Source organism: Micromonospora eburnea, assembly GCF_900090225.1.
Classification (GTDB): domain Bacteria; phylum Actinomycetota; class Actinomycetes; order Mycobacteriales; family Micromonosporaceae; genus Micromonospora; species Micromonospora eburnea.
The window spans coordinates 850,108-871,487 of the sequence record NZ_FMHY01000002.1 but is presented as its reverse complement, the minus strand read 5'-3'; the positions used below and the strand labels follow the sequence as shown (position 1 = coordinate 871,487).

The window sequence follows — 21,380 nt, the reverse complement described above, 5'->3', positions numbered from 1 at the left end:
TCGGACATGGGGAGCGGACGATGGCCAACCGGCAACTGGAGAACGGCAACGGGGCACGACGCGTAACCGTGCGTGATGGCGCCAGCCACGCGCTGCTCGATGACGTGGCCAAGCAGATCATCGAGCAGCTCCAGGAGGACGGCCGGCGCCCGTACGCGACCATCGGCAAGGCGGTCGGCCTCTCCGAGGCGGCCGTCCGGCAACGGGTGCAGCGACTGCTCGACGCCGGAGTCATGCAGATCGTCGCGGTGACCGATCCGCTCCAGCTCGGCTTCCCCCGCCAGGCCATGATCGGCCTGCGTACCGACGGGGACCTGGAATCCGTGGCCGACCGGCTCGCCGAGTTCGAGGAGATCGACTACGTGGTGATCACGGCCGGCTCGTTCGATCTGCTGGCCGAGGTGGTCTGCCGCAACGACGAGCACCTGCTGGAGATCCTCCAGAAGCTGCGCACCGTGCCCGGCGTGGTCTCCACCGAGGCGTTCGTCTACCTCAAGCTGCGCAAGCAGACCTACAGCTGGGGCACGGCCTGACCGGAGCAGCGCTTTGACCCTGGCCAGCGGGGCGCGGCCGGGTCAGGCAGTGCGCGGCCCGGTCAGGCAGTGCGCGGCCCGGTCAGGCGGGGTGCGGCCCGGTCAGGCGGGGTGCTTGGTCTGGGCGACGAAGGCGCGCCAGGCGGCCGGGGCGAAGGTGAGGGTGCCGCCGTCACGGTCCTTGCTGTCCCGCACCAGCACCCGGCCGGGCAGATTGTCGGCCACCTCGACGCACGCGCCGCCGTTGTTGCTGCTGCGGGTGGCGGTGCGCCAGCGGGCGTTGGTCAGCTCCATGTCTTCGCCACTTCCCTGATCAGCTCGATCGACCGGCGGTGGGGAAAAGCCTCACCGGTGACGCTCTCCCACCTGCGACCCAGGCTAGCAACATCCAATGGATCGCTCACGATCTCACCGCGAAGCTGGTTGTCCAGGTAGGCCACCTCGGTGCCGTCGGGCAGCCGGGCGAGCATGAATGTGCCGGCCAGCCCGGTGTGCCACGGGCCGTCGGCCGGGATCACCCGGACCTGGACGTGCTCCAGCTCGGCCATCGCCGCCAGGTGGGTGAGCTGGCCCGCCATCACGGCCCGGTCGCCGACCAGCCGGCGCAGCACCATCTCGTCGATGACCGCGATGAACTGCGGCGGGGCCTCGGCGGTCAGGATCGACTGCCGCTGGAGCCGGCTGGCCACGATCCGCTCCACCTCGGCCGGCGGCACCAGGCCGCCGGTCGCCAGCACCGCGCGGGCGTACGCCTCGGTCTGGAGCAGCCCCGGCACCAGCAGCGGCTCACACGAGCGCAGCGAGACGGTATCCTGCTCCACCTCGGTCCACGGCCGGAACCAGGGCAGGTCGCGGCGGCGGTACGGCTCCGGCCAGAGTTCCGCGGCCTCTCGCTCAAGCACCTTGGCGACGGCAGCCCGGGTACGCGGATGCGGGATGCGCCCGGCCACCACCCAGCGCGCCGCCGTCTTCGGGTCGACCCCGACCTTCTCGGCGAGCGACTCGGCCGTCTCCCCCTTCTCCGCCATCGCCACCCGCAGCACCTCGTTCGCCATCCGAGCCTCCCATCCGGTCACGTCTGCGCGGCACGCTAACGACGCTCCGTGTCGATGTCCTCACCGAATCGGCGTGTCGCGCCGGACCTCTCGGCAACATCTCGCGCGGGCGCAGAGTGCCCGGCAAAGGCCCTGGACCCGTCCGGCCAGGCCACCGCACCCCTGTGGCAGACCTTGATCAACTCCATGTACGGCAACCTGCGGTCTCCATCGCGCCGAAGACCACAACTTGCCGCAACCCGCGCACGGCAACCGCCCAGCCACCCCAAGCCCCGGGGCCTGCGGAATCCGTTGCGGTTGCAAACGTCACTCGCTGAATCCGTTGCGTTTGCCCGCTGACGCTTGCGTTATCGGCACCGAATGTGGCATAACGGTGGGCAGAGCGGCCGGTGTCACCCCTCCTGACCGGCCCTTGACCCGATGGGGCTGACATGGCCAACGCCACCGACCACCTCTGGATGCACTTCACCCGGATGGCCAGCTACTCCGCCGGCGAGGTCCCGACGATCGTGCGCGGCGAAGGCGCGTACATCTGGGACTCGCAGGGCCGCCGCTACCTGGACGGGCTCGCCGGGCTCTTCGTCGTCAACGCCGGCCACGGCCGGACCGAACTCGCCGAGGCGGCCGCCAAGCAGGCCGGCGAGCTGGCCTACTTCCCGCTGTGGTCGTACGCCCACCCGAAGGCCGTCGAGCTCGCCGAGAAGGTCGCCTCGCTGACCCCCGGCGACCTCAACCGGGTCTTCTTCACCACTGGCGGCTCGGAGGCCGTCGAGGCGGCGTGGAAGCTGGCCCGGGCCTACTTCAAGCGCACCGGCAAGCCGAACAAGTACAAGGTGGTCAGCCGCTACATCGCCTACCACGGCACCTCGATGGGCGCGCTGTCGATCACCGGCCTACCCGGCATCAAGAGCGACTTCGAGCCGCTGGTGCCGGGCGGCATCAAGGTGCCGAACACCAACTTCTACCGGGCTCCCGAGCACGGCGACGACGCCGAGGCGTTCGGCCGCTGGGCCGCCGAGGAGATCGGCCGCGCCATCGAGCGGGAAGGGCCGGACACGGTGGCCGCGGTCTTCCTGGAGCCGGTGCAGAACTCCGGCGGCTGCTTCCCGCCGCCGCCCGGTTACTTCCAGCGGGTCCGGGAGATCTGCGACGCGTACGACGTGCTGCTCGTCTCCGACGAGGTGATCTGCTCGTGGGGCCGGCTGGGTGAATACTTCGGCGCCGTCCGGTACGGCTACCAGCCCGACATCATCACCACCGCCAAGGGCATCACCTCCGGCTATGCGCCGCTCGGCGCGATGATCGCCAGCGACCGGCTGATGGAGCCGTTCCTCACCGAGACCGGCATGTTCGCCCACGGCGTGACCTTCGGCGGCCACCCGGTCTCCTGTGCGGTGGCCCTGGCCAACCTGGAGGTCTTCGCCCGCGAGGACCTGGTCGGCCACGTACGAGCCAACGAGGGCGCGTTCCGATCCACCCTGGAGAAGCTCAACGACCTGCCGATCGTCGGCGACGTCCGGGGCGACGGCTACTTCTACGGCATCGAGCTGGTCAAGGACAAGACGACCCGGGAGACCTTCGACGAGGCCGAGTCGGAGCGGCTGCTACGCGGCTTCCTCTCCACCGCGCTCTTCCAGGCCGGGCTCTACTGCCGCGCCGACGACCGGGGCGACCCGGTGGTGCAGCTCGCCCCGCCGCTGATCGCCGAGCAGCAGCAGTTCGACGAGATCGAGCAGATCCTGCGTGCCGTGCTGACCGAGGCGTGGGCGCTGCTCTGAGCGGCGACTCAGGACCGGCGATGCGCTATCGGGACCTGTCGTACTGGCTGTCCAGCGTGGACGAGCCGCTGGCTCCGCGCCCCGGGCTGCCCGGCGACACCGACGCGGACGTGGCGATCGTGGGCGCCGGCTACACCGGCCTGTGGACGGCGTACTACCTGGCGGTGGCGGATCCGTCGCTGCGGATCGTCGTACTGGAGAAGCAGATCGCCGGGTACGGCGCATCCGGCCGGAACGGCGGCTGGTGCTCCGCACTGCTGCCCACCTCGCTGCCCGCGCTGGCCCGCCGGCACGGCCGGGACCGGGCGCTGGACATGCAGCGGGCCATGCACGAGACCGTCCGCGAGGTCGGACGTGTGGTCGCCGCCGAGGGGATCGACTGCGACTGGCGGGCCGGCGGGACGGTGGTGCTGGCCCGCAGCGACGTCCAGCTCGGCCGGGCCCGGGCCGCCGTGGCCGAGGCCCGGGAGTACGGCCTGGCCGACGAGGACCTGGTGCTGCTGGACGCCGCCGAGGCCGCCGTCCGCTGCCAGGCCGACGGGGTACGCGGGGGCACGTACACCCCGCACTGCGCCGCCGTACACCCGGCGAAGCTGGTCCGCGGCCTGGCCGGGGCGGCGGAACGCCGGGGCGTACGGATCTTCGAGCGGACCCCGGTCACGGCCGTACGCGGCGGCGCCGCGGTGACTCCGGCCGGGGTGGTCCGCGCCCCGGTGGTGGTCCGGGCGACCGAGGGCTTCACGCCCACGCTGCCGGGGCAGCGCCGCACCGTCGCACCGGTGTACTCGCTCATGGTCGCCACCGAGCCGCTGCCCGAGGCGACCTGGGCGGAGATCGGGCTGGCCGACCGGGAGACCTTCTCCGACTACCGGCACGTCATCATCTACGGCCAGCGCACCGCCGACGGCCGGCTCGCCTTCGGTGGCCGGGGCGCGCCCTACCACTTCGGCTCCCGGGTCCACCCCGACTACGACCGGGAACCCCGGGTGTTCGCCGCGCTGCGCCGGGCGCTCGGTGAACTCTTCCCGGCGCTCGGACCCGAGGTGCCGGTGAGCCACACCTGGGGCGGGCCGCTCGGCGTGGCCCGGGACTGGGCCGCCTCCGTCGGGCTGGACCGGAGCACCGGCCTGGCCTGGGCCGGCGGCTACGTCGGCGACGGCGTCGGCACCAGCAACCTGGCCGGCCGTACCCTGGCCGACCTGATCCGGGGGAAGGAGAGCGACCTGACCGCGCTGCCCTGGGTCAACCACCGCTCCCCGAGGTGGGAACCGGAGCCGCTGCGCTGGCTGGCCGTCAACGCCGGCCTGCGGATCATGTTCTCCGCCGACCGGGCCGAGCTACGCACCGCCCGCCCCTCCCGCCGCGCCGCCGCCTTCTCCCGCCTCCTCGGCCACTGACCCCCGGTGCCGTGCCGTTGATCCGGAGGTTGTTGTCACCGACACGCCGATGCGGAGGGCGACAACCTCGCGATCAACCCCAGGGTGGGTGGCGGGCGGTCAGTGGTTGGGGGGGATGACGCGGAGGTGGCCGCGGCGGCCGGTCTGGTGGGGGTGGTGCTGGGGGGTCGCCTTGTCGTCCTCAGGGGGGCGCGGCGGCGCCGGGCGGGCGGCCTCGCGGACCGCCTCGGCCAGGGCGACCAGGTCGTCGGCGGTGGGCGGCGGGGGCTCGAACTCGCCCTCGTGCCGGACCACGTCCCAGCCGCGCGGCGCGGTCAGGCTGCGGGCGTGCGGCTCGCAGAGGTCGTACGTGTGGGGCTCGGCGAAGGCTGCCAGCGGTCCCACCACCGCTGTCGACTCGTTGTAGACATAGGTCAATGTGGCGACCGCTTGCCGGGGGCAGCCGTTACGGGAGCAGCGCCGTGGTGACCTCACGGCGGCAGGGTATCTCCATTACCGGGTCCGGCGCACCGCTTCGCGTTACGACACGCCCGTCATGGTGATCACAATTCGTCCGATCGGATCATCGGCACGCCGTATCCGCGGCGCAACGGCGGGCGGTCCGCTGGCGGGGGCTACCCTGTGCGTCATGACGAGCCCGGAACACCGCCGCCCCGGCTCCGGCCGGCGCACCCACCGCGACCGGCACGGGCGGGGGCTGCGGGGGCGGCTGGTGCCGGCCACCGTACCGCTGGCTCGGACCAAGGCCGAGGTCTTCGACGACCTGGTGCTGGACACGGTCGAGACGCTGGAACGCCGCTTCGCCAAGGAGCTGGCGGGCGTGGAGTTCGCCGTCGAGGACGTCCCGCCGGATCTGAACGTCTATGACTCGGACGTGCTGGAGGACGGCGAGGTGCCGCTCGCCCGGCTGCTGCCGGGGCGCCCGGGCCGGCAGGAGGTGCCACCGCGGATCGTGCTCTACCGGCGTCCGTTGGAGTTTCGCGCCATGGACCGCGAGGACCTCGCGGATCTCGTACACGACGTGATCATCGAGCAGGTGGCGAACCTGCTCGGGGTCGATCCCGACGAGCTGGCCTGAGCCGGCGGCCCGTCGCCGCCCGTCGGCCCCCACCGGCCGGGCGGTCGGCCCGAGCCGGGCGGCCCCCACCGCCCCGGCCCGGTCCCGCTTCAGGCGGCGACCCGCCGCTTGAGCTTCCGCCGCTCCCGCTCGGAGAGCCCGCCCCAGATTCCGAAGCGCTCGTCGTGCCCGAGGGCATATTCCAGGCACTCCGTCTTGACCTCACACCGCGAGCAGATCCGCTTCGCCTCGCGGGTCGAGCCGCCCTTCTCGGGAAAGAACGCCTCCGGGTCGGTCTGCGAGCAGAGCGCCCGCTCCTGCCACTCCGGCGCGTTTCCGAGCAGGTCGGCCACCTCGAGCTGGCCGTCCATCATTGCCTCCTTGTCGCGCACCGGCGTCATCGCCGCTGCAACCCCCCACGCGAAAGGCGTGCTTGTCCGTCCGGTCACAATTTGTTGCGTTCCGAGCGAACAACCCCATTCAAATTACACGCGTGTAATGCGTGCGGCGTCAAGCCAATCCTGCTAATGGAGTCGCCCTCCCGACACGTTCCGGACGGCCGTCTCCACCGCCCGAGCCTCGCAACCTGCCCTATCGATTCAGACCCCGGACGGGTAACGCCCTCTCGGCGAGTTGCCCGAGTTTTCTGCCGTGGCGCACCCGGCGCGGGCACCCCCGGCACCCCCGGCGGAGGCTCCGGTGGGCCGTACCCGGCGACCGTCGCGACCCCCTCCAAGATCAGCACTGTGGTGGAGGAAAGGTTAACCCGCCCGGCGCGACGCCGCCCGTCGAGCCGGGAACGGCGACCGCGTCCCGTCCACATGATGGACGGTCGCGACGGCGGAGCATCGCCCGGACGATCAGCTCGCGCCCGGCGTCAGCCTGGTCGGCCAGACGAGTTCCGCGACCCGCTCGCCGGCGACCGAAACCGCTGCGGCAACGTCCGCCCGTCCCACCAGACGGTATATCGGCCGGCCTCCAGATCGGACGCTCCGCCGGTTCCAGTTTCCGCCGCCCGGCCAGTTTGGAGCCGACCGGTGGTTACGCAGGAAACTGTTCGGATTCTTGACCGCAGTTGGTGAATTCGAAACGATTGGTGACAAGCCGATGGCCGTCGCCGTGAATCGCGAAGGTTCGGCGCTACGCCCCGGCATGGCCGTACGCGGTCGTCCGCCTGCGGGCCGGCCGGCCCGCCGCCGCCGCGATCGCCCTGAGCTGTTCCTCGGTCCGGGCCGAGCCGTTGCCCGAGCCGGCCATCCGGGAGATGGTCTCCTCCATCAGCGTGCCGCCCAGGTCGTTGCAGCCGCCCCGGAGCACCGCCGCGGCGCCCTCGTCACCGAGCTTCACCCAGGAGCACTGGATGTTGTTGATCCGGCCGTGCAGCAGCAGCCGGGCCATCGCGTGGACCGCCTGGTTCTCCCGCCAGGTCGGCCCGGGGCGGGCGATCCCGGCCAGGTAGATCGGCGCGTTGGTGTGCACGAACGGCAGGGCGACGAACTCGGTGAAGCCGCCGGTCCGGTCCTGCACGCCGGCCAGCACCCGGAAATGGGCCAGCCACTGGCCGGGATGGTCGACGTGGCCGTACATCATCGTGGAGCTGGACCGGATGCCCAGCTCGTGGGCCGTGCTCACCACCTCGACCCAGGCGGCGGCCGGCAGCTTGCCCTTGGTGAGCACCCAGCGCACCTCGTCGTCGAGGATCTCCGCGGCGGTGCCCGGGATGGTGTCCAGGCCGGCGTCGCGGAGCTGGAGCAGCCACTCCTTCACCGGCACCCCGGCCTTGGCCGCGGCGGTGACGATCTCCATCGGCGAGAAGGCGTGCACGTGCATGCCCGGCACCCGTGCCTTGATCGCCCGCACGATGTCGACGTAACCGGTGACCGGCAGCTTCGGGTCGATGCCACCCTGGAGGCAGACCTCGCTCGCCCCGGCCGCCCACGCCTCCTCGGCCCGGTCGGCGACCTGCCCCACCGAGAGGCGGTACGCGTCGGCGTCACTCTCCCGCTGGGCGAAGGCGCAGAAGCGGCAGCCGACGTAGCAGACGTTGCTGAAGTTGATGTTCCGGTTGACCACGTACGTGACGTCGTCGCCGACCGTGTCCCGGCGGACGTCGTCGGCGATCCGGCACAACTCCTCCAGCGCCGGCCCGTCGGCGGCGAACAGCGCCAGCGCAGCATCGGTGTGCCGGGGCTCCAGCAGCGCCGCCGGGTCGTCCGCGGCCAGCCGCAGGCCCGTCGCCAGGTCACCGGCCCCGACCGGTACGCCCCCGGCGGTCACCTTGCCCGCGACCTCGGACCAGTCGCCGTAGACGCTGTCGAAGTCGCCTCGGCGGTCCCCCGTCCGCCCGGTGGTGTCGATCGTGGCGTGCAGGTCGGTACGACCGCCGAACACCTCCTCCGGCTCCTGCCAGGGCCGGCCCACCGGGCGGGCCGCCTCGACCGCCAGGCCCGACTCCGGATCGGCGAGGGCGGTGACGTGCGGCAGCAGGCGCGGATCCAGCCACGGGTCGCCCGCCCGGACGTACTCGGGGTAGACGGTCAGCCGCTCGCGCAGGGTGAAGCCGGCCCGGGCGGTGTGCCGGGCCAGCTCGTCGAGTTGCGGCCAGGGGCGTTCCGGGTTGACATGGTCCGGGGTGACCGGTGACACCCCGCCCCAGTCGTCGATGCCGGCGCGCAGCAACAGGTCGTACTCGCCCTCGATGAGGTTCGGCGGGGCCTGGATGCGGAACCTCGGGCCGAGCAGCACCCGGGCCACCGCCACCGTGGCGGCCAGATCGTGCAGCTCCGCGTCCGGCATGCCACGCATCGCGGTGTCCGGCTTGGCGCGGAAGTTCTGCACGATCACCTCCTGGAGGTGGCCGTACTCCCGCTGGGCCCGCCGGATCGCGAAGAGCGCGTCGACCCGTTCGGCCAGGGTCTCCCCGATGCCGATCAGGAGACCGGTGGTGAACGGCACCCCGACCCGGCCGGCGTCGTCGAGCACCCGCAGCCGGACGGCCGGCTCCTTGTCCGGCGAGCCGTAGTGCGGGCCGCCCGGCTCCGACCAGAGCCGGGTCGCCGTGGTCTCCAGCATCATGCCCATGCTCGGCGCGACCGGCTTGAGCCGGTGCAACTCCGACCAGGACAGCACGCCCGGGTTGAGGTGCGGCAGCAGGCCGGTCTCCTCCAGCACAGCCACCGCACAGGCCCGCAGGTAGTCCAGGGTGGAGTCGTAGCCGCGCTCGTCCAGCCACCGGCGGGCCGCCGGCCAGCGCTCCTCCGGCCGGTCGCCGAGGGTGAACAACGCCTCCTTGCAGCCCTGCGCCGCGCCCTCCCGGGCGATCGCCAGGACCTCGTCCTTCTCCAGGTAGGCGGCCGGGACCCGGTGCGGCACGGTGGCGAACGTGCAGTAGTGGCAGCGGTCCCGGCAGAGCCGGGTCAACGGGATGAAGACCTTCTTGGAGAAGGTGACCACCCCCGGGCGGCCGGCCTCCCGCAGCCCGGCGTCGCGTACCTCGCCGGCGATCCGGAGCAGTTCGTCGAGCGCGGTCCCGCGTGCGGTCAACAGGGCGCCGGCCTCGGCGACGTCCAGCGCCCGGCCGGTCGCGGCCCGACGCAGGGCCCGCCGCACGGTCGCCTCGGTCGGCGCGGAATCGCTGCGATCAACCATCCGTTCAGCCTAGGCGCTGCGCGGCCCGCCACCGCCCGACCCCGCGCCGAGCGGGCACAGCGTCCTCCGGGCCGGGACGGCAGACGCACCGAAGGAGTGGCCTCCCTGGACGGGGAAGCCACTCCTTCCGGTAACTGTCACTCGTCAGGCGAGCGGGCCGCCGTCCGGATCGGCGAGGCGGGCTGCTCTACATCATCCAGTCGACAAAGGTGGCCCGGGGCGCTCAGCGCGGGTGGTTCGGGTCGTTCCGGTCGAGGCGCTGGGTGCGGTCGCTGTCGTCGGTGGCCGGCTGGCCGGGCTCGACCGACTGCCGCGGGATGGCCTGCGTCGGCTCGGCCTGCGGCCGCGGGATCGCCTGAGTCGGGTCGGCCTGCGGCCGCGGGATGGCCTGCGTCGGGTCGGCCGACGGGGGCTGACCGAAGGGCGGCGCCTGGTGCGGAGCGCCGAACGGCGGCGCGGACTGCGGCGCGGCCTGCGGGGCACCGAACTGCGGCGCGGCCTGCGGGGCACCGAACGGGGGCGCGGACTGCGGGGCGTGCGGCGGGGCGGCGTTGAACGGCGCGGCCGGCGGCTGGCCGTACTGGCCCGGGGTCGGGTACCCGCCCTGGGCGGGGTAGCCACCCGGCTGGCCCGGCGCGGGGTAGCCACCCGCCTGCTGCGGCCAGCCCGGCTGGGGCTGCCCGTAGACGCCCGGCTGCGGCTTCGGCTTGGGTACGTAGAAGAGGGCGCGCCAGATCCGGAACACGACGAACGCGGCCACCCCGAAGATCGCCAGCCAGGCCACCCGGGCCAGCATGCCGAGGAAGGCGTCCAGCACCTCGGCCTCGGCGAGCCGGCCGACCAACCAGATCAGGAAGGTCAGCGCGCCGAACAGCGCGGCGAAGGCGTACTCGCCGAGGGCCGCCTGGGTGATCAGCTTGGCCTTGGGCAGCGCCGGCCGTACGTGGGTGGCGAGCAGGACGGCCAGCACCGGCAGCACGGTCGACTCGACGCCGACGAACGCGAAGAACGTGCTGCCCGCCCGGCCACCGATGGTGCTGTAGGCGCCCATCGGCACCAGCAGGCGCAGCAGGCCGACGAAGAGCAGCACGGCGTTCGCACCGAGCAGGACGAGCGCGGCCAGTTCGCGCAGTGGCTTGGTCACCTGGCTGGCCTGCGTGGTGTCGCCGGACGCGGGCTCGGCGGGGCTGGTCACGGACTCCCCCTTGGGGACGAAAACGGACAGTTGCCCACGTGAGCCTAGTCTCCCCGGCCACCGACCGATCGGCGGCGGCGCGTGCGGAAGGATGGACACCATGCGCATCGTGGTTCTGACCGGCGGAATCGGGGGTGCCCGGTTCCTGCTCGGCGTCCGGGCCTACGCCCGGGAGGTGGGGGCCGAGGTGACCGCCGTGGTCAACGTCGGCGACGATCTGTTGCTGCACGGACTCAAGGTGTGCCCGGACCTGGACAGCGTGCTGTACACGCTGGGCGGCGGCGCCGACCCGGAGCGGGGCTGGGGACGGGTGGGCGAGACCTGGACGGTCAGGTCGGAGCTGGCCGCGTACGGCGCCGAGCCCACCTGGTTCGGGCTGGGCGACAAGGACCTCGCCACCCACCTGGTCCGGACGACCATGCTCAACGCCGGCTACCCGCTGTCCCAGGTGACCGAGGCGCTCGCCACCCGGTGGCAGCCCGGCGTACGCCTGCTGCCGGCCACCGACGACCGTCTGGAGACCCACGTGGTGGTCGACCTCGACGGCGGCCAGCGGGCGATCCACTTCCAGGAATGGTGGGTGCGGTACCGGGCGGATCTCCCGACGCACCGGTTCGTCTTCGTCGGCGCGGAGTCGGCGAAACCGGCGCCGGGCGTGCTGGAGGCGATCGGCTCGGCCGACGTGGTGCTGGTCGCGCCGAGCAACCCGGTGGTGAGCATCGCGCCGATCCTGGCCGTGCCGGGGCTGCGGGACGCGGTCACCGACGGCCCGGCCCCGGTGGTGGGCGTGTCCCCGATCATCGGCGGCGCCCCGGTACGCGGCATGGCCGACCGCTGCCTCGCCGTGCTCGGCGTGGAGTGCAGCGCGGCCGGGGTCGGCGGCCTCTACGGTGGCCGGTCGGCCGGTGGCCTGCTCGACGGCTGGCTGGTCGCGCCCGAGGACGAGGGGACGCTGGTGCCGGAGGTGACCGTGCGGTCGGCGCCGCTGCGGATGATCGACGAGGCGGCGACGGCCACGATGGTCCGGGCCGCTCTGGAGCTGGTGTGAAGCTGGAGATCCTGCCGGTGCTGGGCATCGGCGACGTGACCGAGGGCGACGACCTGGCGACGCTGATCGCCACCGCGGCACCGTGGCTGCGCGACGGCGACGTGCTGGTGGTGACCAGCAAGATCGTGTCGAAGGCGGAGGGCCGGCTGGTCGACGTGCCGGCCGACGGGCCCGAGCGGCTCGCCGCCCGGGACGAGGTGCTCGCCGCGGAGACCGCCCGGGTGGTGGCCACCCGCGGGGCGACCCGGATCGTGCAGACCCACCACGGCTTCGTGATGGCCTCCGCCGGCATTGACGCGTCGAACGTCGACAAGACCCGGCTGGTGCTGCTGCCGAAGGACCCGGACGGGTCTGCCCGGGCGCTGCGAGCGGCGCTGCGCGACCACTACCAGCTCGACGTCGCGGTCATCGTCAGCGACACCATGGGCCGGCCGTGGCGCAACGGACTCACCGACGTGGCGCTCGGGGTCGCCGGGATGCCGGCGATCCGCGACCACCGGGGCGAGATCGACCCGTACGGCAACGAGCTCCAGCTCACCCAGATGGCGGTGGTGGACGAGCTGGCCGGCGCCGCCGAGCTGATCAAGGGCAAGTGCGACCAGGTGCCGGTCGCGGTCGTCCGCGGTTACCTGGGCGTGGCGCGGGCCGCCGACGGCGCGGGGGCCAGTGCGCTGATCCGCGACGCCGAACTCGACCTCTTCTCGCTGGGCACCGCCGAGGCGAGGGCGGCCGGGCTGCGGGAGGCCGCCGTCCTGCCCGACGGCCCGGGTCCGGCGCCGGCCGACCCGGCCGCCGTGGACCGGGCGATCGCCGCGGTCGCCGAGGTGGTGGCGCCCGGCACGGTCTTCACCCACGTCACCGACGACGAGGTACGCGCCGGCCTGATCGCCAGCGTGCCCGGCTGGCCCGCGCCGGCCGGCGGGCTCGTCCTCGGGGCCCCGCCGGCTCCGGTCGACGCGGTGGATCTGGTGCGCTTCGGCGCCGACCTGCAACGCCTGCGTACCGCCCTGGCCGCCGAGGGCATCTCCTCGGCGCTGCTCCCACCGCCGGCCGGCAGCACCGCGAGCGCCGCCCTGGCCGTCTGACCCTGCCACCTTCCAGCGGTCGAGGGTCAGGCGTCGAGGACCGCGCGGCCGAGGGGGGTGAGGGTGTGCAGCACGGTGTTGCGGTCCCGGTGGCTGACCAGCAGACCGGCGTTACGCAGCACGGTGGTGTGCTGGCTCGCCGAGGCGGCGGAGATGCTCAGCCGGCGGGCCACCTCCCCGGTGGTGCAGCCGTCGTCGGCGGCTTCCAGAACGGCCGCGCGGGTGCGGCCGAGCAGGGCGGCGAGCGCCTCCCGGGTGCCGTCCGGGTTCCCCCCGGCGCCCGGCCCCGTCGTCGTGCCGAGACCGCCAAGCCGGTCGACGGGATAGACCAGCACCGGCGGCAGCGTCGGGTCGAGCAGGGCGACCGGGGTCGGCGCGCAGAAGAACGACGGGACCAGCAGCAGGCCCCGGCCCTCCAGGTGCAGCTCCCGGCTGTCCGGGTAGTCGAGGACCTCGAGCACCCCGTCCGCGTACCGCATGCCGGGCCGGAGGCTCGCCAGCAGGCCCTCGGTGCCGCCGTCGAGCATCGCCCGCGCCCGCCGCGCCCGGTCGGCCTCCACCGCGGCCTGGATCCGCGGCCAGTACGGGGTGACCGCGAGCGAGTGGTAACGGGCCATCGAGTCGGTGAGGTGGTGCAGCACCTCGGGCTCACCCCGGGCCAGCGCGGCGGCCGGGGCGGGCAGCGGATTCTCCTCGGCGAGCCGGATCAGGTCCCGGCGCATCAGGTCGACGGGGGTGCCCCGGACGGCCTCCAGCCCCGCCTGGAAGCCGTCCCGGCTGGCGTACGGGGTGAGGAAGTCGGGGAAGTAGCCGCGCGGCGGGTTGAGGGCGAGGAGGAGGCGGAACCGCTCGGCGGCACGCGCGTTGCGCAGGTTGCGGCTCATGCCGCGCCGCCACTCGGACAGCAGCGGGTCACGCCGGCGCCCCTGGAGCAGGTGCAGGCTGAGGACCAGCTCCCAGATCGGATCCGCGGCCGGGGCCACCCTGGTCCGCAGGACATCCTCGCTCGTGAAAATGATCTTCAGCATGGCGCGGCTCCCGGGGCGGGCAGCAGGAACGCCCACCACCGTTGGCACTGTACCCGCCGGCAATAACCTCCATCTTTTAGCGTGGGCTGAAAAGCCTCGACGGCGGACGGGCCGTTCGGCAGACTTTCCTTACCTGCCGGGTCCGGAGTGCCATCCACCCGGGCCGGGGCAGGCGGGGTCCCGCAGGGACGCGGACGACCGGGCGACACCAACGAGGGTCTGCGGCACTCGCCGTAGAGGTGCCGGCCGGTCGTCCCACCGTGCTCGTAGAGTGTCGGAGTGCCCCACACCCGCACCGATCTGCCGGCGTACGCCGATCTGCACGCCGACGCCACCGCGCTGCTGAGCCGCTGGTCGCCGACCAGCCCGGCCGCCGCCGCGGCCCGGGACCGGACCCTGGAGCTGCTGACCGCCGGGCCGGTGGCGCTGGGTCGCGGTCACCGCGCCGGTCACGTCACCGCGAGCGCGCTGGTGCTCGACGCGACCGGCCAGCGGGTGCTGCTCTGCCTGCACGGCAAGTTCCGCAAGTGGGTGCAGCTCGGCGGGCACTGCGAGCCCGGCGACCGGTCCCTGGCCGCCGCCGCGCTGCGCGAGGCCACCGAGGAGTCCGGGATCGCCGGGCTGGTCGTCGACCCGGTGCCGATCGACGTGGACATCCACCAGGTCGCCTGCCAGGGCGGCTCGCTGCACTACGACATACGGTTCGCCGTGCTCGCCCCGGCCGGGGCCGCCGAACGGGTCAGCGCCGAGTCCGAGGCGCTGGGCTGGTTCCCGCCGGACCGGCTGCCCGAGCCACTGGCACACGCCACCGAACAACTCGTCGCACCAGCTCTCGCCGCCTTCGCCCGCCGCGCCGCCGGCTGAGCCGACGGCGCGAGAGGCAGCAGTCAGACCAGACCCTCCTCGCCGCGCTCCTTGAGCTCGTCGACCAGCTTCTTGACGTCCTGGGCCCGCTCGCGCGGGCAGACCAGCAGCGCGTCCGGGGTGTCCACCACGATCAGGTCGCGTACGCCGAGAGCCGCCACCAGCCGGCCCGAGTGCGGCACCACCACCAGGCCGCTGCTGTCCCGCAGCAGCACACCCGGCTTGGCGTCCGGGCCCAGCACCACGTTGCCGGCCTCGTCGGCGGGAAGCACCTCGCCCAGGGTGTGGAAATCGCCGACGTCGTTCCAGCCGAAGTCGCCCGGCACGGTCGCCACCCGGCCGGCGGTCGCCGCCCCCTCCATCACCGCGTAGTCCACCGAGATCTTCGGCAGGGTCGGCCAGACCGTGCCGAGGACGTCATCCTGCTCCGGGGTGCCCCACGCCGCCGCGATCGCGGTGATCCCGGCGTGCAGGGCCGGCTGCTGCCGGGCCAGCTCGGCCAGGAAGACGTCCACCCGCCAGACGAACATGCTGGCGTTCCAGAGGTGCCGCCCGGAGCGCACGTAGCCCTCGGCCACCTCGGCGGCCGGCTTCTCCTTGAACTCGACCACCGGGCGCAGCGGGCCGTCGCCCACCGGCTCGCCGGTCTCCAGATAGCCGTAGCCGGTCTCCGGCCGGGTCGGGGTGATGCCCACCGTCATCAGCGACCCCTGCTCCGCGCCGCGGACCGCCTGGCGTACGGTCTCGGCCCAGCGCGCCGGATCACCGATCAGATGGTCGGCGGCGAACGAGCCCATCACCGCCGCCGGGTCGCGTTCCGCGATCACCGCCGCGGCCAGCGCGATCGCCGCGCACGAGTCGCGCGGCGACGGCTCGACCAGGATGTTCTCCTCCGGCAGGCCAGCCAGTTGCCGAGCCACCGCCGCGACGTGCGCGGCACCGGTGACCACCAGCGTTCGCTCGGGAGTGGTCAGCGGCGCGAGCCGGTCCACCGTCGCCTGGAGCAGCGAGGCAGGGGTGCCGGTCAACGGGTGGAGGAACTTGGGATGGTTGGCCCGGGACAGCGGCCACAACCTTGTGCCACTGCCCCCTGCCGGAATGACGGCGTAGAACATCAGCACATCATGCCCGAGCCGCACCCCTTCGGACCGACGGTCGGCGGTACCCGCGGCGGCCCACTCAGGAACGGGCCCGGCCCCACGCGGCGAGGTGCACCTCCGCGCTGGACTCCCAGGTGAACTCCTTGGCCCGGTCGAAACCGGCCTTGGCCAGCGAGAGCCGGCGCTGCTCGTCGTCCAGCAACGCGGCCAGGTCGGTGGCGATCTCTTCCGGGGCCTCGCTGGTGTACGCCACCGCGTCGCCGCCGACCTCGGGCAGCGAGAGCCGTGGCGTGGTCAGCACCGGCGCCGCGCACGCCATCGCCTCCAGGATCGGCAGCCCGAACCCCTCGCCGTACGACGGGTAGGCGGCGACCAGCGCGCCACCGAGGAAGCCGGGCAGGTCGGCGTAGCGCAGGTAACCCGGGCGGAGCAGCCGCAGGTGCGCCGGGACCTCGGCCACCGCGCGGTCAATGTCGTCGTCGTGCCCCTGGCCGCCGGCGATGACCAGCGCGGGCGGGTTCTCCCGATCGGCCACCGCCCGGGCCCAGCCGCGGATCAGATTGGGTACGTTCTTGCGCGGCTCCTTGGCCCCGAGGAACGCGATGTAGCTGCTGCTGCCCAGCCCGAGGCGGGCGCGGACCCGGGCCTTCTCCTCCTCGCTGGGAGCGTGGAAGGCGGCCTGGTCGACCCCGTGGTACGCCACGTCGATCCGGGTCGGGTCGGCGTCCAGGAGGCGGATCAGCTCGTCCCGGGTGGCCTTGCTCGGCACGATCACCCGGTCGGCGCGGCGCAGCGACGTCTTGATCGCGCTGCGGAAGAACGTCCGGCGGGACTTGTCGTAGTGCTCCGGCTCGGTGAAGAAGGTCGCGTCGTGCACGGTGACCGTGACCGGGCAGCCGGCCCGCAGCGGGCAGGTGTAGAAGGGCGAGTGCAGCACCTCCGCGCTCACCTGCTGCGCCAGCAGCGGCAGGCCGGTCTGCTCCCAGGCGAGCCGGGCCGGGCGGTGCGCGACCGCCGCCGGGGCGGGGATCACCTCGGCCTCGGGCAGCATCCGGGTGTAACGCTCCAGGTCGGTGCGGAGGCTCACCACGACCAGGTCCACGCCGGAGCCACAGACCCGGCCCAGGGCGCCGAGCAGGCCGTCGACGTATCTACCGACGCCGCCACGGTCGGCGGGGACACTCGTGGCGTCGATGAGCACGCGGGGCGGGCGACCGGCGGTCACGGGGCGACTCCTCAGTCAGACGGATGTGGCGAACGACACTGTCGGCAAGCCTACGCCGGACGCGGGTCCCGGCGTTGACTGCGACCCGACGGTACGCCGACTTGTCGTTGTCATCGAGTCCCTACCGGGACGCGTATCGTTCGCACCGATGGCCGACAACATTGCCCGGGTCTTCGCCGACGCAATCGCGACCGACCCCACCCGCCCCCTGCTGACCTGGTACGACGACGCGACCGGCGAGCGCACCGAACTGTCCGGCGCGACGCTCGCGAACTGGGTGGCCAAAACGGCCAACCTGCTCGTCGACGAGGCCGCCCTCGGCCCCGGCGACACCGCCGCCGCGCTGCTGCCGCCGCACTGGCAGACCGCCGCCGTGCTGCTCGGCTGCTGGTCGGCGAAGCTGACCGTGGTCGACGCCCCGGGCCCGGTGGACGTGCTCTTCGCCGCCGCCGACCGGACCGACGCGGCAGCGGCCTGGTCGGCAGGGGAACGGTACGCGCTCGCGCTCGACCCGTTCGCCCTGCCGATGCGACAGGTGCCGCCCGGCTTCGCCGACTACGTGGTCGAGGTACGCGGCCACGGCGACCACTTCACGCCGTACCCGGAGGCGGGCGAGGCGGACGTGGAGCTGCTGGCCCGCGCGGAGGCCCGGGCCGCGGAGCTCTGCCTCACCCCCGGCGACCGGCTGCTGGTCGACACCGGCCGGCACCCCGACCCGATCGACTGGCTCCTGGCCCCCCTGGCCGCCCGCACCACCCTGATCCTCTGCGCCAACCTGGACCAGTCGCGCCTCGACTCCCGCACCGCAACAGAAAAGGCCACCCGCGCCCTCACCTGAGCGGTGGGGGTGGATCGGTCAGGCGGGGGTGGACTGGTCGGTGTTGGCGCGGCGTTGGGCCAGGGCGGCGAAGGCCGACAGGGATTCGGGGTTGGCCAGGGCGCCCTTGGCGGCGGCGGTGTCGACGGGGGTGCCGGTCAGGATCTTCTTGACCGGCACCTCCAGCTTCTTCGCCGAAAGGGTACGCGGGACCGCGCGGACCTGATGGATCTCGTCGGGGATGTGCCGGGGCGACAGGGCGTTGCGCAGCTCGCGGCAGATCTTCTTCCGCAGCTCGTCGTCCAGCTCCAGCCCCTCGGCGAGGACCACGAAGAGCAGCAGTTCACCCGCGCCGCCCTGGTCGTCCTCCAGATGCACCACCACCGAGTCGACCACCTCGTCCAGCCCCTCAACCACCGAGTAGAACTCGGCGGTGCCGAGGCGTACGCCGCCGCGGTTCAGGGTGGCGTCCGACCGCCCGGTGATCACGCAGCCGCCCCGCTCGTTGATCGTGATCCAGTCGCCGTGCCGCCACACGCCGGGATAGACCTCGAAGTACGCCTCGCGGTAGCGCGCGCCGTCCGGGTCGTTCCAGAAGCCCACCGGCATGCTCGGCATCGGCTCGGTGATGACCAGCTCGCCGAGCTGCCCGATGACCGGGGTGCCGTCGGCGGAACGGGCCTCCACCTTCGCGCCGAGCGCCCGGCAGGCGATCTCCCCGGCGTGCACCGGCAACAGCGCCACCCCGCCGACGAAGCCGGTGCAGACATCCGTGCCGCCGGAGAGCGACTGAAGCTGGAGGCGGTCGCTGACGTTCTCGTACACCCAGGCGAAGCCCTCGGTGGGCAGCGGCGCGCCGGTCGAGCCGAGGCCGCGCAGCGCGGACAGGTCGGCGATCTCCTTCGGGACCAGGCCGGCCTTGCGGCAGGCCAGCAGGAACGGCGCGGAGGTGCCGAAGTACGTGGTGCCGGTCTCCTCCGCCAGCCGCCAGAGCGCGCCCAGGTCCGGGTGGCCCGGGTTGCCATCGAAGAGCACGATGGTCGCGCCCACCGCCGGCCCGGAGACCAGGAAGTTCCACATCATCCAGCCGGTGGTGGTGAACCAGAAGAACCGGTCCGCCGGGCCCAGGTCGTGGTGCAGGGCCAGCATCTTGAGGTGCTCCAGCAGGATGCCGCCGTGGCCGTGCACGATCGGCTTGGGCAGGCCGGTGGTGCCCGAGGAGTAGAGCACGTAGAGCGGATGGTCGAACGGCACCGGGGCGAAGGTCAACGGCTCGCCGGTCTCCGCCGCCAGCTCTCCCCAGGAGATCGCGCCCGTGGGGGCCGGCCCCGCCGGGTCGAGGTAGGCGATGCTGACCGTGTGCCGCACCGACGGCAGGGCGGCCCGGATGGCGGCCACCTCGCCGCTCCGGTCGATCGGCTTGTCGCCGTACCGGTAGCCGTCGACGGCCACCAGGACCTTGGGCTCGATCTGCTGCCACCGGTCGGTGACGCTGCGGGTGCCGAACTCGGGCGCGCAGGAGGAGAAGATCGCGCCGAGGCTGGCGGTGGCGAGCAGCAGCACGAACGTCTCCGGGATGTTCGGCGCGTACGCCGCCACCCGGTCGCCCGGGCCGACGCCGAGCCGGCGCAGCCCGGCCGCCACCCGGCGTACCCGCTCGCGCAGCTCCGCCGCGGTGAGCGTCTCCGGCGCCCGGGTCTGCCCGTGCGCGATCACCACCGGGTCGTCGTCGGCCCGGCCGGGCATCCGCAGCACGTTCTCCGCGTAGTTGAGCGTCGCGCCGGGGAACCAGCTGGTGCCGGGCATGGTCCGCTCACCCAGTGTGCCGGCCGGTGGGGTGTGCGCGACCACCTCGAAGTAGTCCCAGATCGAGCGCCAGAAGGCGTCGAGGTCGGTCACCGACCAGCGCCACAGCGCGTCGTAGTCGGCGAACTCCAATCCCCGGTGCTCGGCCAGCCAGCGCAGGTAGTCGCCGATCCGGGACCGCTCGCGCACGTCGGCCGGCGGCGTCCACAGCACGTCACCCACTGCTCCACCCTCCTCAGGCCCCGGTCACGACACTGTGCATGGGCCGTGGCGCCATCTTGCCCTACCTCGCCAGGCCATTGTCCGCACCGGGTGCCGCCGACGGGGCGTGCCCACCCCACACCCCGCACCCCCCAACAATGTGGGTGCGGTGGAAGGAGGGGCCCCCTGTTAACGCCTGGTGCGGGTGAAGGGCCCCTTCTTAACAACTCCACGCGGTGACCGGCCGCCTGGCTCGTGGTGTTAACAGGGGGCCCCTCCTCCACCGGAGGCGTTAACAGGGGGCCCCTCCTTGCATCTCAGCCGGCGCGGTGGGCCTGGATGGCACGGCGGCGGGCCAGCCGGTGGGCGCGGCGGATCTCCGCCTCCCGGTAGCGCCGCTCGTCCTCCGCGGTCTCCGGCAGCACCGGACGGACCGGGCGCGGCGTGCCGCCGACGTCCACACCCACGAAGACCAGGTACGCCGTGACGACCCGGACCGGCTCGTCCTCGGCCGAGTCCCAGCGCTCGGCGACCACCCGCACGCCCACCTCCATCGAGGTGTGCCCGGTCCAGTTGACCTGGGCGTGGGCGTGCACCAGGTCGCCCACCCGGACCGGCTCGGAGAAGACGATCTCATCGATCGAGGCGGTGACCGCGGTGCCGCCGCTGTGCCGGGCCGCGGCCGCCCCGGCGACGTCGTCGACGAACTTCATCAGTACCCCACCGTGCACGGTCCCGTACAGATTGACATCGACCGCGGTCATGATCCGACTCAACGTGACCCGGGAGTACGAGGTCGGCTTGCCGGCCGACCCGGTGGAGGGGTGATCTGTCATGCCGAAAACGGTACGGTGCGCGGATGCGACATCTCTGGAGCTTCCTCGCCGGGTTGGTGGTGGCGCCCGTCACCTGGGTGCTCGTCACCCTCGGTCAGGACGGGTCTGGACGCACCGTGCACCGCTGGGTGGAGATCGGTACGTACAGCACGCCGAACCTGATCGAGCCGGCCGTTTACCTCGGCGTCGCCGGAATCCTGCTCGGCCTGCTCGGCACGCTGCGCTTCTCGCCGCTCGGTCCGCTCGTGGCCGGGCTGCTGCTGGTCGTGCCCTACCTCGGCCTGTTCGTCGCGCCATTCACCGTCCGTGACCAGATCCCTGCCGGCTGGAAGCTGCTCGGGGACCCGCTGCCGCTGCGCGAGCCGCTGGAGAACGGCACGCTGTTCCTGATCGGCATGCTGCTGCTGATGGCCGTGTTCAGCGGACAGCGGTGGCGGAAGCAGCCCGGGCGGCCGGTGGCCGGTACGGAGTTGCCCCCGGCCGACAAGCCGGCCGAGGACACCCGGTCGCTCGGCGACTGGCCGCCGGCCGACCTGAAGGACACGGACACCGCCCCGCTCACGCTGGGCTACCCCGACAGCACCCCCACCGAACCCCTGCCCCGCCGCGTCGGCGGCGAGTCGCCGTGGTCCGCGCCCCCGCGTACGGCGTCTCGGCCGGACAGCACCGCCGAAACCCGATGACGACCGCGGGCGGGCCGGAGATCC

The 21,380-nt window shown here is 73.1% G+C and carries 20 protein-coding genes; 9 read left to right on the top strand and 11 right to left on the bottom strand.

The window, feature by feature from the left end; all coding sequences use genetic code 11:
* Nucleotides 1-20 precede the first annotated feature (20 nt).
* Nucleotides 21-533, top strand: coding sequence for an Lrp/AsnC family transcriptional regulator (locus tag GA0070604_RS04370; protein WP_091114563.1), 513 nt, complete (start codon nucleotides 21-23; stop codon nucleotides 531-533).
* 102 nt (nucleotides 534-635) lie between these two features.
* On the opposite strand, the gene GA0070604_RS04365 is transcribed toward GA0070604_RS04370, so the two are convergent.
* Both GA0070604_RS04365 and GA0070604_RS04360 read right to left on the bottom strand, forming a co-directional pair.
* The gene (locus GA0070604_RS04365) at nucleotides 636-827 is read right to left on the bottom strand and encodes a DUF397 domain-containing protein (protein ID WP_091114560.1); all 192 of its coding nucleotides are present in this window, start codon (nucleotides 825-827) and stop codon (nucleotides 636-638) included.
* Nucleotides 818-1,588 (bottom strand): helix-turn-helix domain-containing protein, encoded by a 771-nt coding sequence (locus GA0070604_RS04360; RefSeq protein ID WP_091114555.1) that lies wholly within the window; start codon nucleotides 1,586-1,588, stop codon nucleotides 818-820. Before GA0070604_RS04360 ends, GA0070604_RS04365 begins: the two co-directional genes overlap by 10 nt.
* Nucleotides 1,589-2,019: 431 nt before the next feature.
* Here GA0070604_RS04360 and GA0070604_RS04355 point away from each other — a divergent pair, with 431 nt between their 5' ends.
* Together GA0070604_RS04355 and GA0070604_RS04350 are read left to right on the top strand one after the other, a co-directional pair.
* Entirely contained in the window at nucleotides 2,020-3,366 is a 1,347-nt protein-coding gene (locus GA0070604_RS04355) for an aspartate aminotransferase family protein (protein ID WP_091114551.1), read from the top strand.
* A gap of 20 nt (nucleotides 3,367-3,386) precedes the next feature.
* Nucleotides 3,387-4,763, top strand: coding sequence for an NAD(P)/FAD-dependent oxidoreductase (locus GA0070604_RS04350; protein WP_091114547.1), 1,377 nt, complete (start codon nucleotides 3,387-3,389; stop codon nucleotides 4,761-4,763).
* 99 nt (nucleotides 4,764-4,862) lie between these two features.
* Here GA0070604_RS04350 and GA0070604_RS04345 read toward each other — a convergent pair whose 3' ends face one another.
* Nucleotides 4,863-5,237 carry a DUF3499 domain-containing protein gene (locus tag GA0070604_RS04345; RefSeq protein ID WP_091114544.1) on the bottom strand — a complete coding sequence of 125 codons (375 nt, stop codon included), beginning with the start codon at nucleotides 5,235-5,237 and terminating at the stop codon, nucleotides 4,863-4,865.
* 154 nt (nucleotides 5,238-5,391) lie between these two features.
* Between GA0070604_RS04345 and GA0070604_RS04340 the strand changes: the two genes are divergently transcribed.
* A complete protein-coding gene (locus GA0070604_RS04340) occupies nucleotides 5,392-5,841 on the top strand; it encodes a metallopeptidase family protein (RefSeq protein ID WP_088963879.1) in 450 nt (149 codons plus the stop codon).
* A gap of 89 nt (nucleotides 5,842-5,930) precedes the next feature.
* On the opposite strand, the gene GA0070604_RS04335 is transcribed toward GA0070604_RS04340, so the two are convergent.
* From GA0070604_RS04335 to GA0070604_RS04325, 3 genes are all read right to left on the bottom strand, one after another.
* Nucleotides 5,931-6,191: a WhiB family transcriptional regulator gene (locus GA0070604_RS04335; RefSeq protein WP_013284161.1), complete on the bottom strand. Its 261-nt coding sequence runs from the start codon at nucleotides 6,189-6,191 to the stop codon at nucleotides 5,931-5,933.
* Between the two features lie 769 nt (nucleotides 6,192-6,960).
* The gene (locus GA0070604_RS04330; protein WP_091114541.1) at nucleotides 6,961-9,468 is read right to left on the bottom strand and encodes a bifunctional FO biosynthesis protein CofGH; all 2,508 of its coding nucleotides are present in this window, start codon (nucleotides 9,466-9,468) and stop codon (nucleotides 6,961-6,963) included.
* 223 nt (nucleotides 9,469-9,691) lie between these two features.
* Entirely contained in the window at nucleotides 9,692-10,663 is a 972-nt protein-coding gene (locus GA0070604_RS04325) for a hypothetical protein (protein ID WP_091114538.1), read from the bottom strand.
* A gap of 100 nt (nucleotides 10,664-10,763) precedes the next feature.
* Between GA0070604_RS04325 and cofD the strand changes: the two genes are divergently transcribed.
* Together cofD and GA0070604_RS04315 are read left to right on the top strand one after the other, a co-directional pair.
* Nucleotides 10,764-11,711: a 2-phospho-L-lactate transferase gene (cofD, locus tag GA0070604_RS04320; protein WP_091126893.1), complete on the top strand. Its 948-nt coding sequence runs from the start codon at nucleotides 10,764-10,766 to the stop codon at nucleotides 11,709-11,711.
* Nucleotides 11,708-12,796: a coenzyme F420-0:L-glutamate ligase gene (locus GA0070604_RS04315; RefSeq protein ID WP_091114534.1), complete on the top strand. Its 1,089-nt coding sequence runs from the start codon at nucleotides 11,708-11,710 to the stop codon at nucleotides 12,794-12,796. Before cofD ends, GA0070604_RS04315 begins: the two co-directional genes overlap by 4 nt.
* A gap of 26 nt (nucleotides 12,797-12,822) precedes the next feature.
* On the opposite strand, the gene GA0070604_RS04310 is transcribed toward GA0070604_RS04315, so the two are convergent.
* The gene (locus GA0070604_RS04310) at nucleotides 12,823-13,824 is read right to left on the bottom strand and encodes an ArsR/SmtB family transcription factor (RefSeq protein ID WP_091114532.1); all 1,002 of its coding nucleotides are present in this window, start codon (nucleotides 13,822-13,824) and stop codon (nucleotides 12,823-12,825) included.
* Between the two features lie 279 nt (nucleotides 13,825-14,103).
* Between GA0070604_RS04310 and GA0070604_RS04305 the strand changes: the two genes are divergently transcribed.
* Entirely contained in the window at nucleotides 14,104-14,688 is a 585-nt protein-coding gene (locus GA0070604_RS04305; protein WP_091114529.1) for an NUDIX hydrolase, read from the top strand.
* Nucleotides 14,689-14,711: 23 nt separating this feature from the next.
* Here the strand turns inward: GA0070604_RS04305 and GA0070604_RS04300 are convergent, their stop codons facing one another.
* Nucleotides 14,712-15,803: a mannose-1-phosphate guanylyltransferase gene (locus GA0070604_RS04300; protein ID WP_091114526.1), complete on the bottom strand. Its 1,092-nt coding sequence runs from the start codon at nucleotides 15,801-15,803 to the stop codon at nucleotides 14,712-14,714.
* A gap of 64 nt (nucleotides 15,804-15,867) precedes the next feature.
* Entirely contained in the window at nucleotides 15,868-17,013 is a 1,146-nt protein-coding gene (locus GA0070604_RS04295; RefSeq protein WP_091114523.1) for a glycosyltransferase family 4 protein, read from the bottom strand.
* A gap of 148 nt (nucleotides 17,014-17,161) precedes the next feature.
* Between GA0070604_RS04295 and GA0070604_RS04290 the strand changes: the two genes are divergently transcribed.
* Nucleotides 17,162-17,851 (top strand): TIGR03089 family protein, encoded by a 690-nt coding sequence (locus GA0070604_RS04290; protein WP_091114520.1) that lies wholly within the window; start codon nucleotides 17,162-17,164, stop codon nucleotides 17,849-17,851.
* Nucleotides 17,852-17,869: 18 nt separating this feature from the next.
* Here GA0070604_RS04290 and GA0070604_RS04285 read toward each other — a convergent pair whose 3' ends face one another.
* Nucleotides 17,870-19,858 (bottom strand): acetoacetate--CoA ligase, encoded by a 1,989-nt coding sequence (locus GA0070604_RS04285; RefSeq protein WP_091114517.1) that lies wholly within the window; start codon nucleotides 19,856-19,858, stop codon nucleotides 17,870-17,872.
* 296 nt (nucleotides 19,859-20,154) lie between these two features.
* The gene (locus GA0070604_RS04280; RefSeq protein ID WP_091114512.1) at nucleotides 20,155-20,673 is read right to left on the bottom strand and encodes an acyl-CoA thioesterase; all 519 of its coding nucleotides are present in this window, start codon (nucleotides 20,671-20,673) and stop codon (nucleotides 20,155-20,157) included.
* 23 nt (nucleotides 20,674-20,696) lie between these two features.
* Here GA0070604_RS04280 and GA0070604_RS04275 point away from each other — a divergent pair, with 23 nt between their 5' ends.
* Nucleotides 20,697-21,356: a phospholipase D-like domain-containing protein gene (locus GA0070604_RS04275; protein ID WP_091114508.1), complete on the top strand. Its 660-nt coding sequence runs from the start codon at nucleotides 20,697-20,699 to the stop codon at nucleotides 21,354-21,356.
* Nucleotides 21,357-21,380 lie beyond the last annotated feature (24 nt).

Coding starts and splice junctions, on each gene's coding strand:
- GA0070604_RS04370 (WP_091114563.1), top strand. CDS start 21: ATGGCCAACCGGCAACTGGAGAACGGCAACGGGGCACGACGCGTAACC.
- GA0070604_RS04350 (WP_091114547.1), top strand. CDS start 3,387: ATGCGCTATCGGGACCTGTCGTACTGGCTGTCCAGCGTGGACGAGCCG.
- GA0070604_RS04310 (WP_091114532.1), bottom strand. CDS start 13,824: ATGCTGAAGATCATTTTCACGAGCGAGGATGTCCTGCGGACCAGGGTG.
- GA0070604_RS04340 (WP_088963879.1), top strand. CDS start 5,392: ATGACGAGCCCGGAACACCGCCGCCCCGGCTCCGGCCGGCGCACCCAC.
- GA0070604_RS04330 (WP_091114541.1), bottom strand. CDS start 9,468: ATGGTTGATCGCAGCGATTCCGCGCCGACCGAGGCGACCGTGCGGCGG.
- cofD (WP_091126893.1), top strand. CDS start 10,764: ATGCGCATCGTGGTTCTGACCGGCGGAATCGGGGGTGCCCGGTTCCTG.
- GA0070604_RS04290 (WP_091114520.1), top strand. CDS start 17,162: ATGGCCGACAACATTGCCCGGGTCTTCGCCGACGCAATCGCGACCGAC.
- GA0070604_RS04355 (WP_091114551.1), top strand. CDS start 2,020: ATGGCCAACGCCACCGACCACCTCTGGATGCACTTCACCCGGATGGCC.
- GA0070604_RS04365 (WP_091114560.1), bottom strand. CDS start 827: ATGGAGCTGACCAACGCCCGCTGGCGCACCGCCACCCGCAGCAGCAAC.
- GA0070604_RS04275 (WP_091114508.1), top strand. CDS start 20,697: ATGCGACATCTCTGGAGCTTCCTCGCCGGGTTGGTGGTGGCGCCCGTC.
- GA0070604_RS04300 (WP_091114526.1), bottom strand. CDS start 15,803: ATGTTCTACGCCGTCATTCCGGCAGGGGGCAGTGGCACAAGGTTGTGG.
- GA0070604_RS04280 (WP_091114512.1), bottom strand. CDS start 20,673: ATGACAGATCACCCCTCCACCGGGTCGGCCGGCAAGCCGACCTCGTAC.
- GA0070604_RS04360 (WP_091114555.1), bottom strand. CDS start 1,588: ATGGCGAACGAGGTGCTGCGGGTGGCGATGGCGGAGAAGGGGGAGACG.
- GA0070604_RS04335 (WP_013284161.1), bottom strand. CDS start 6,191: ATGGACGGCCAGCTCGAGGTGGCCGACCTGCTCGGAAACGCGCCGGAG.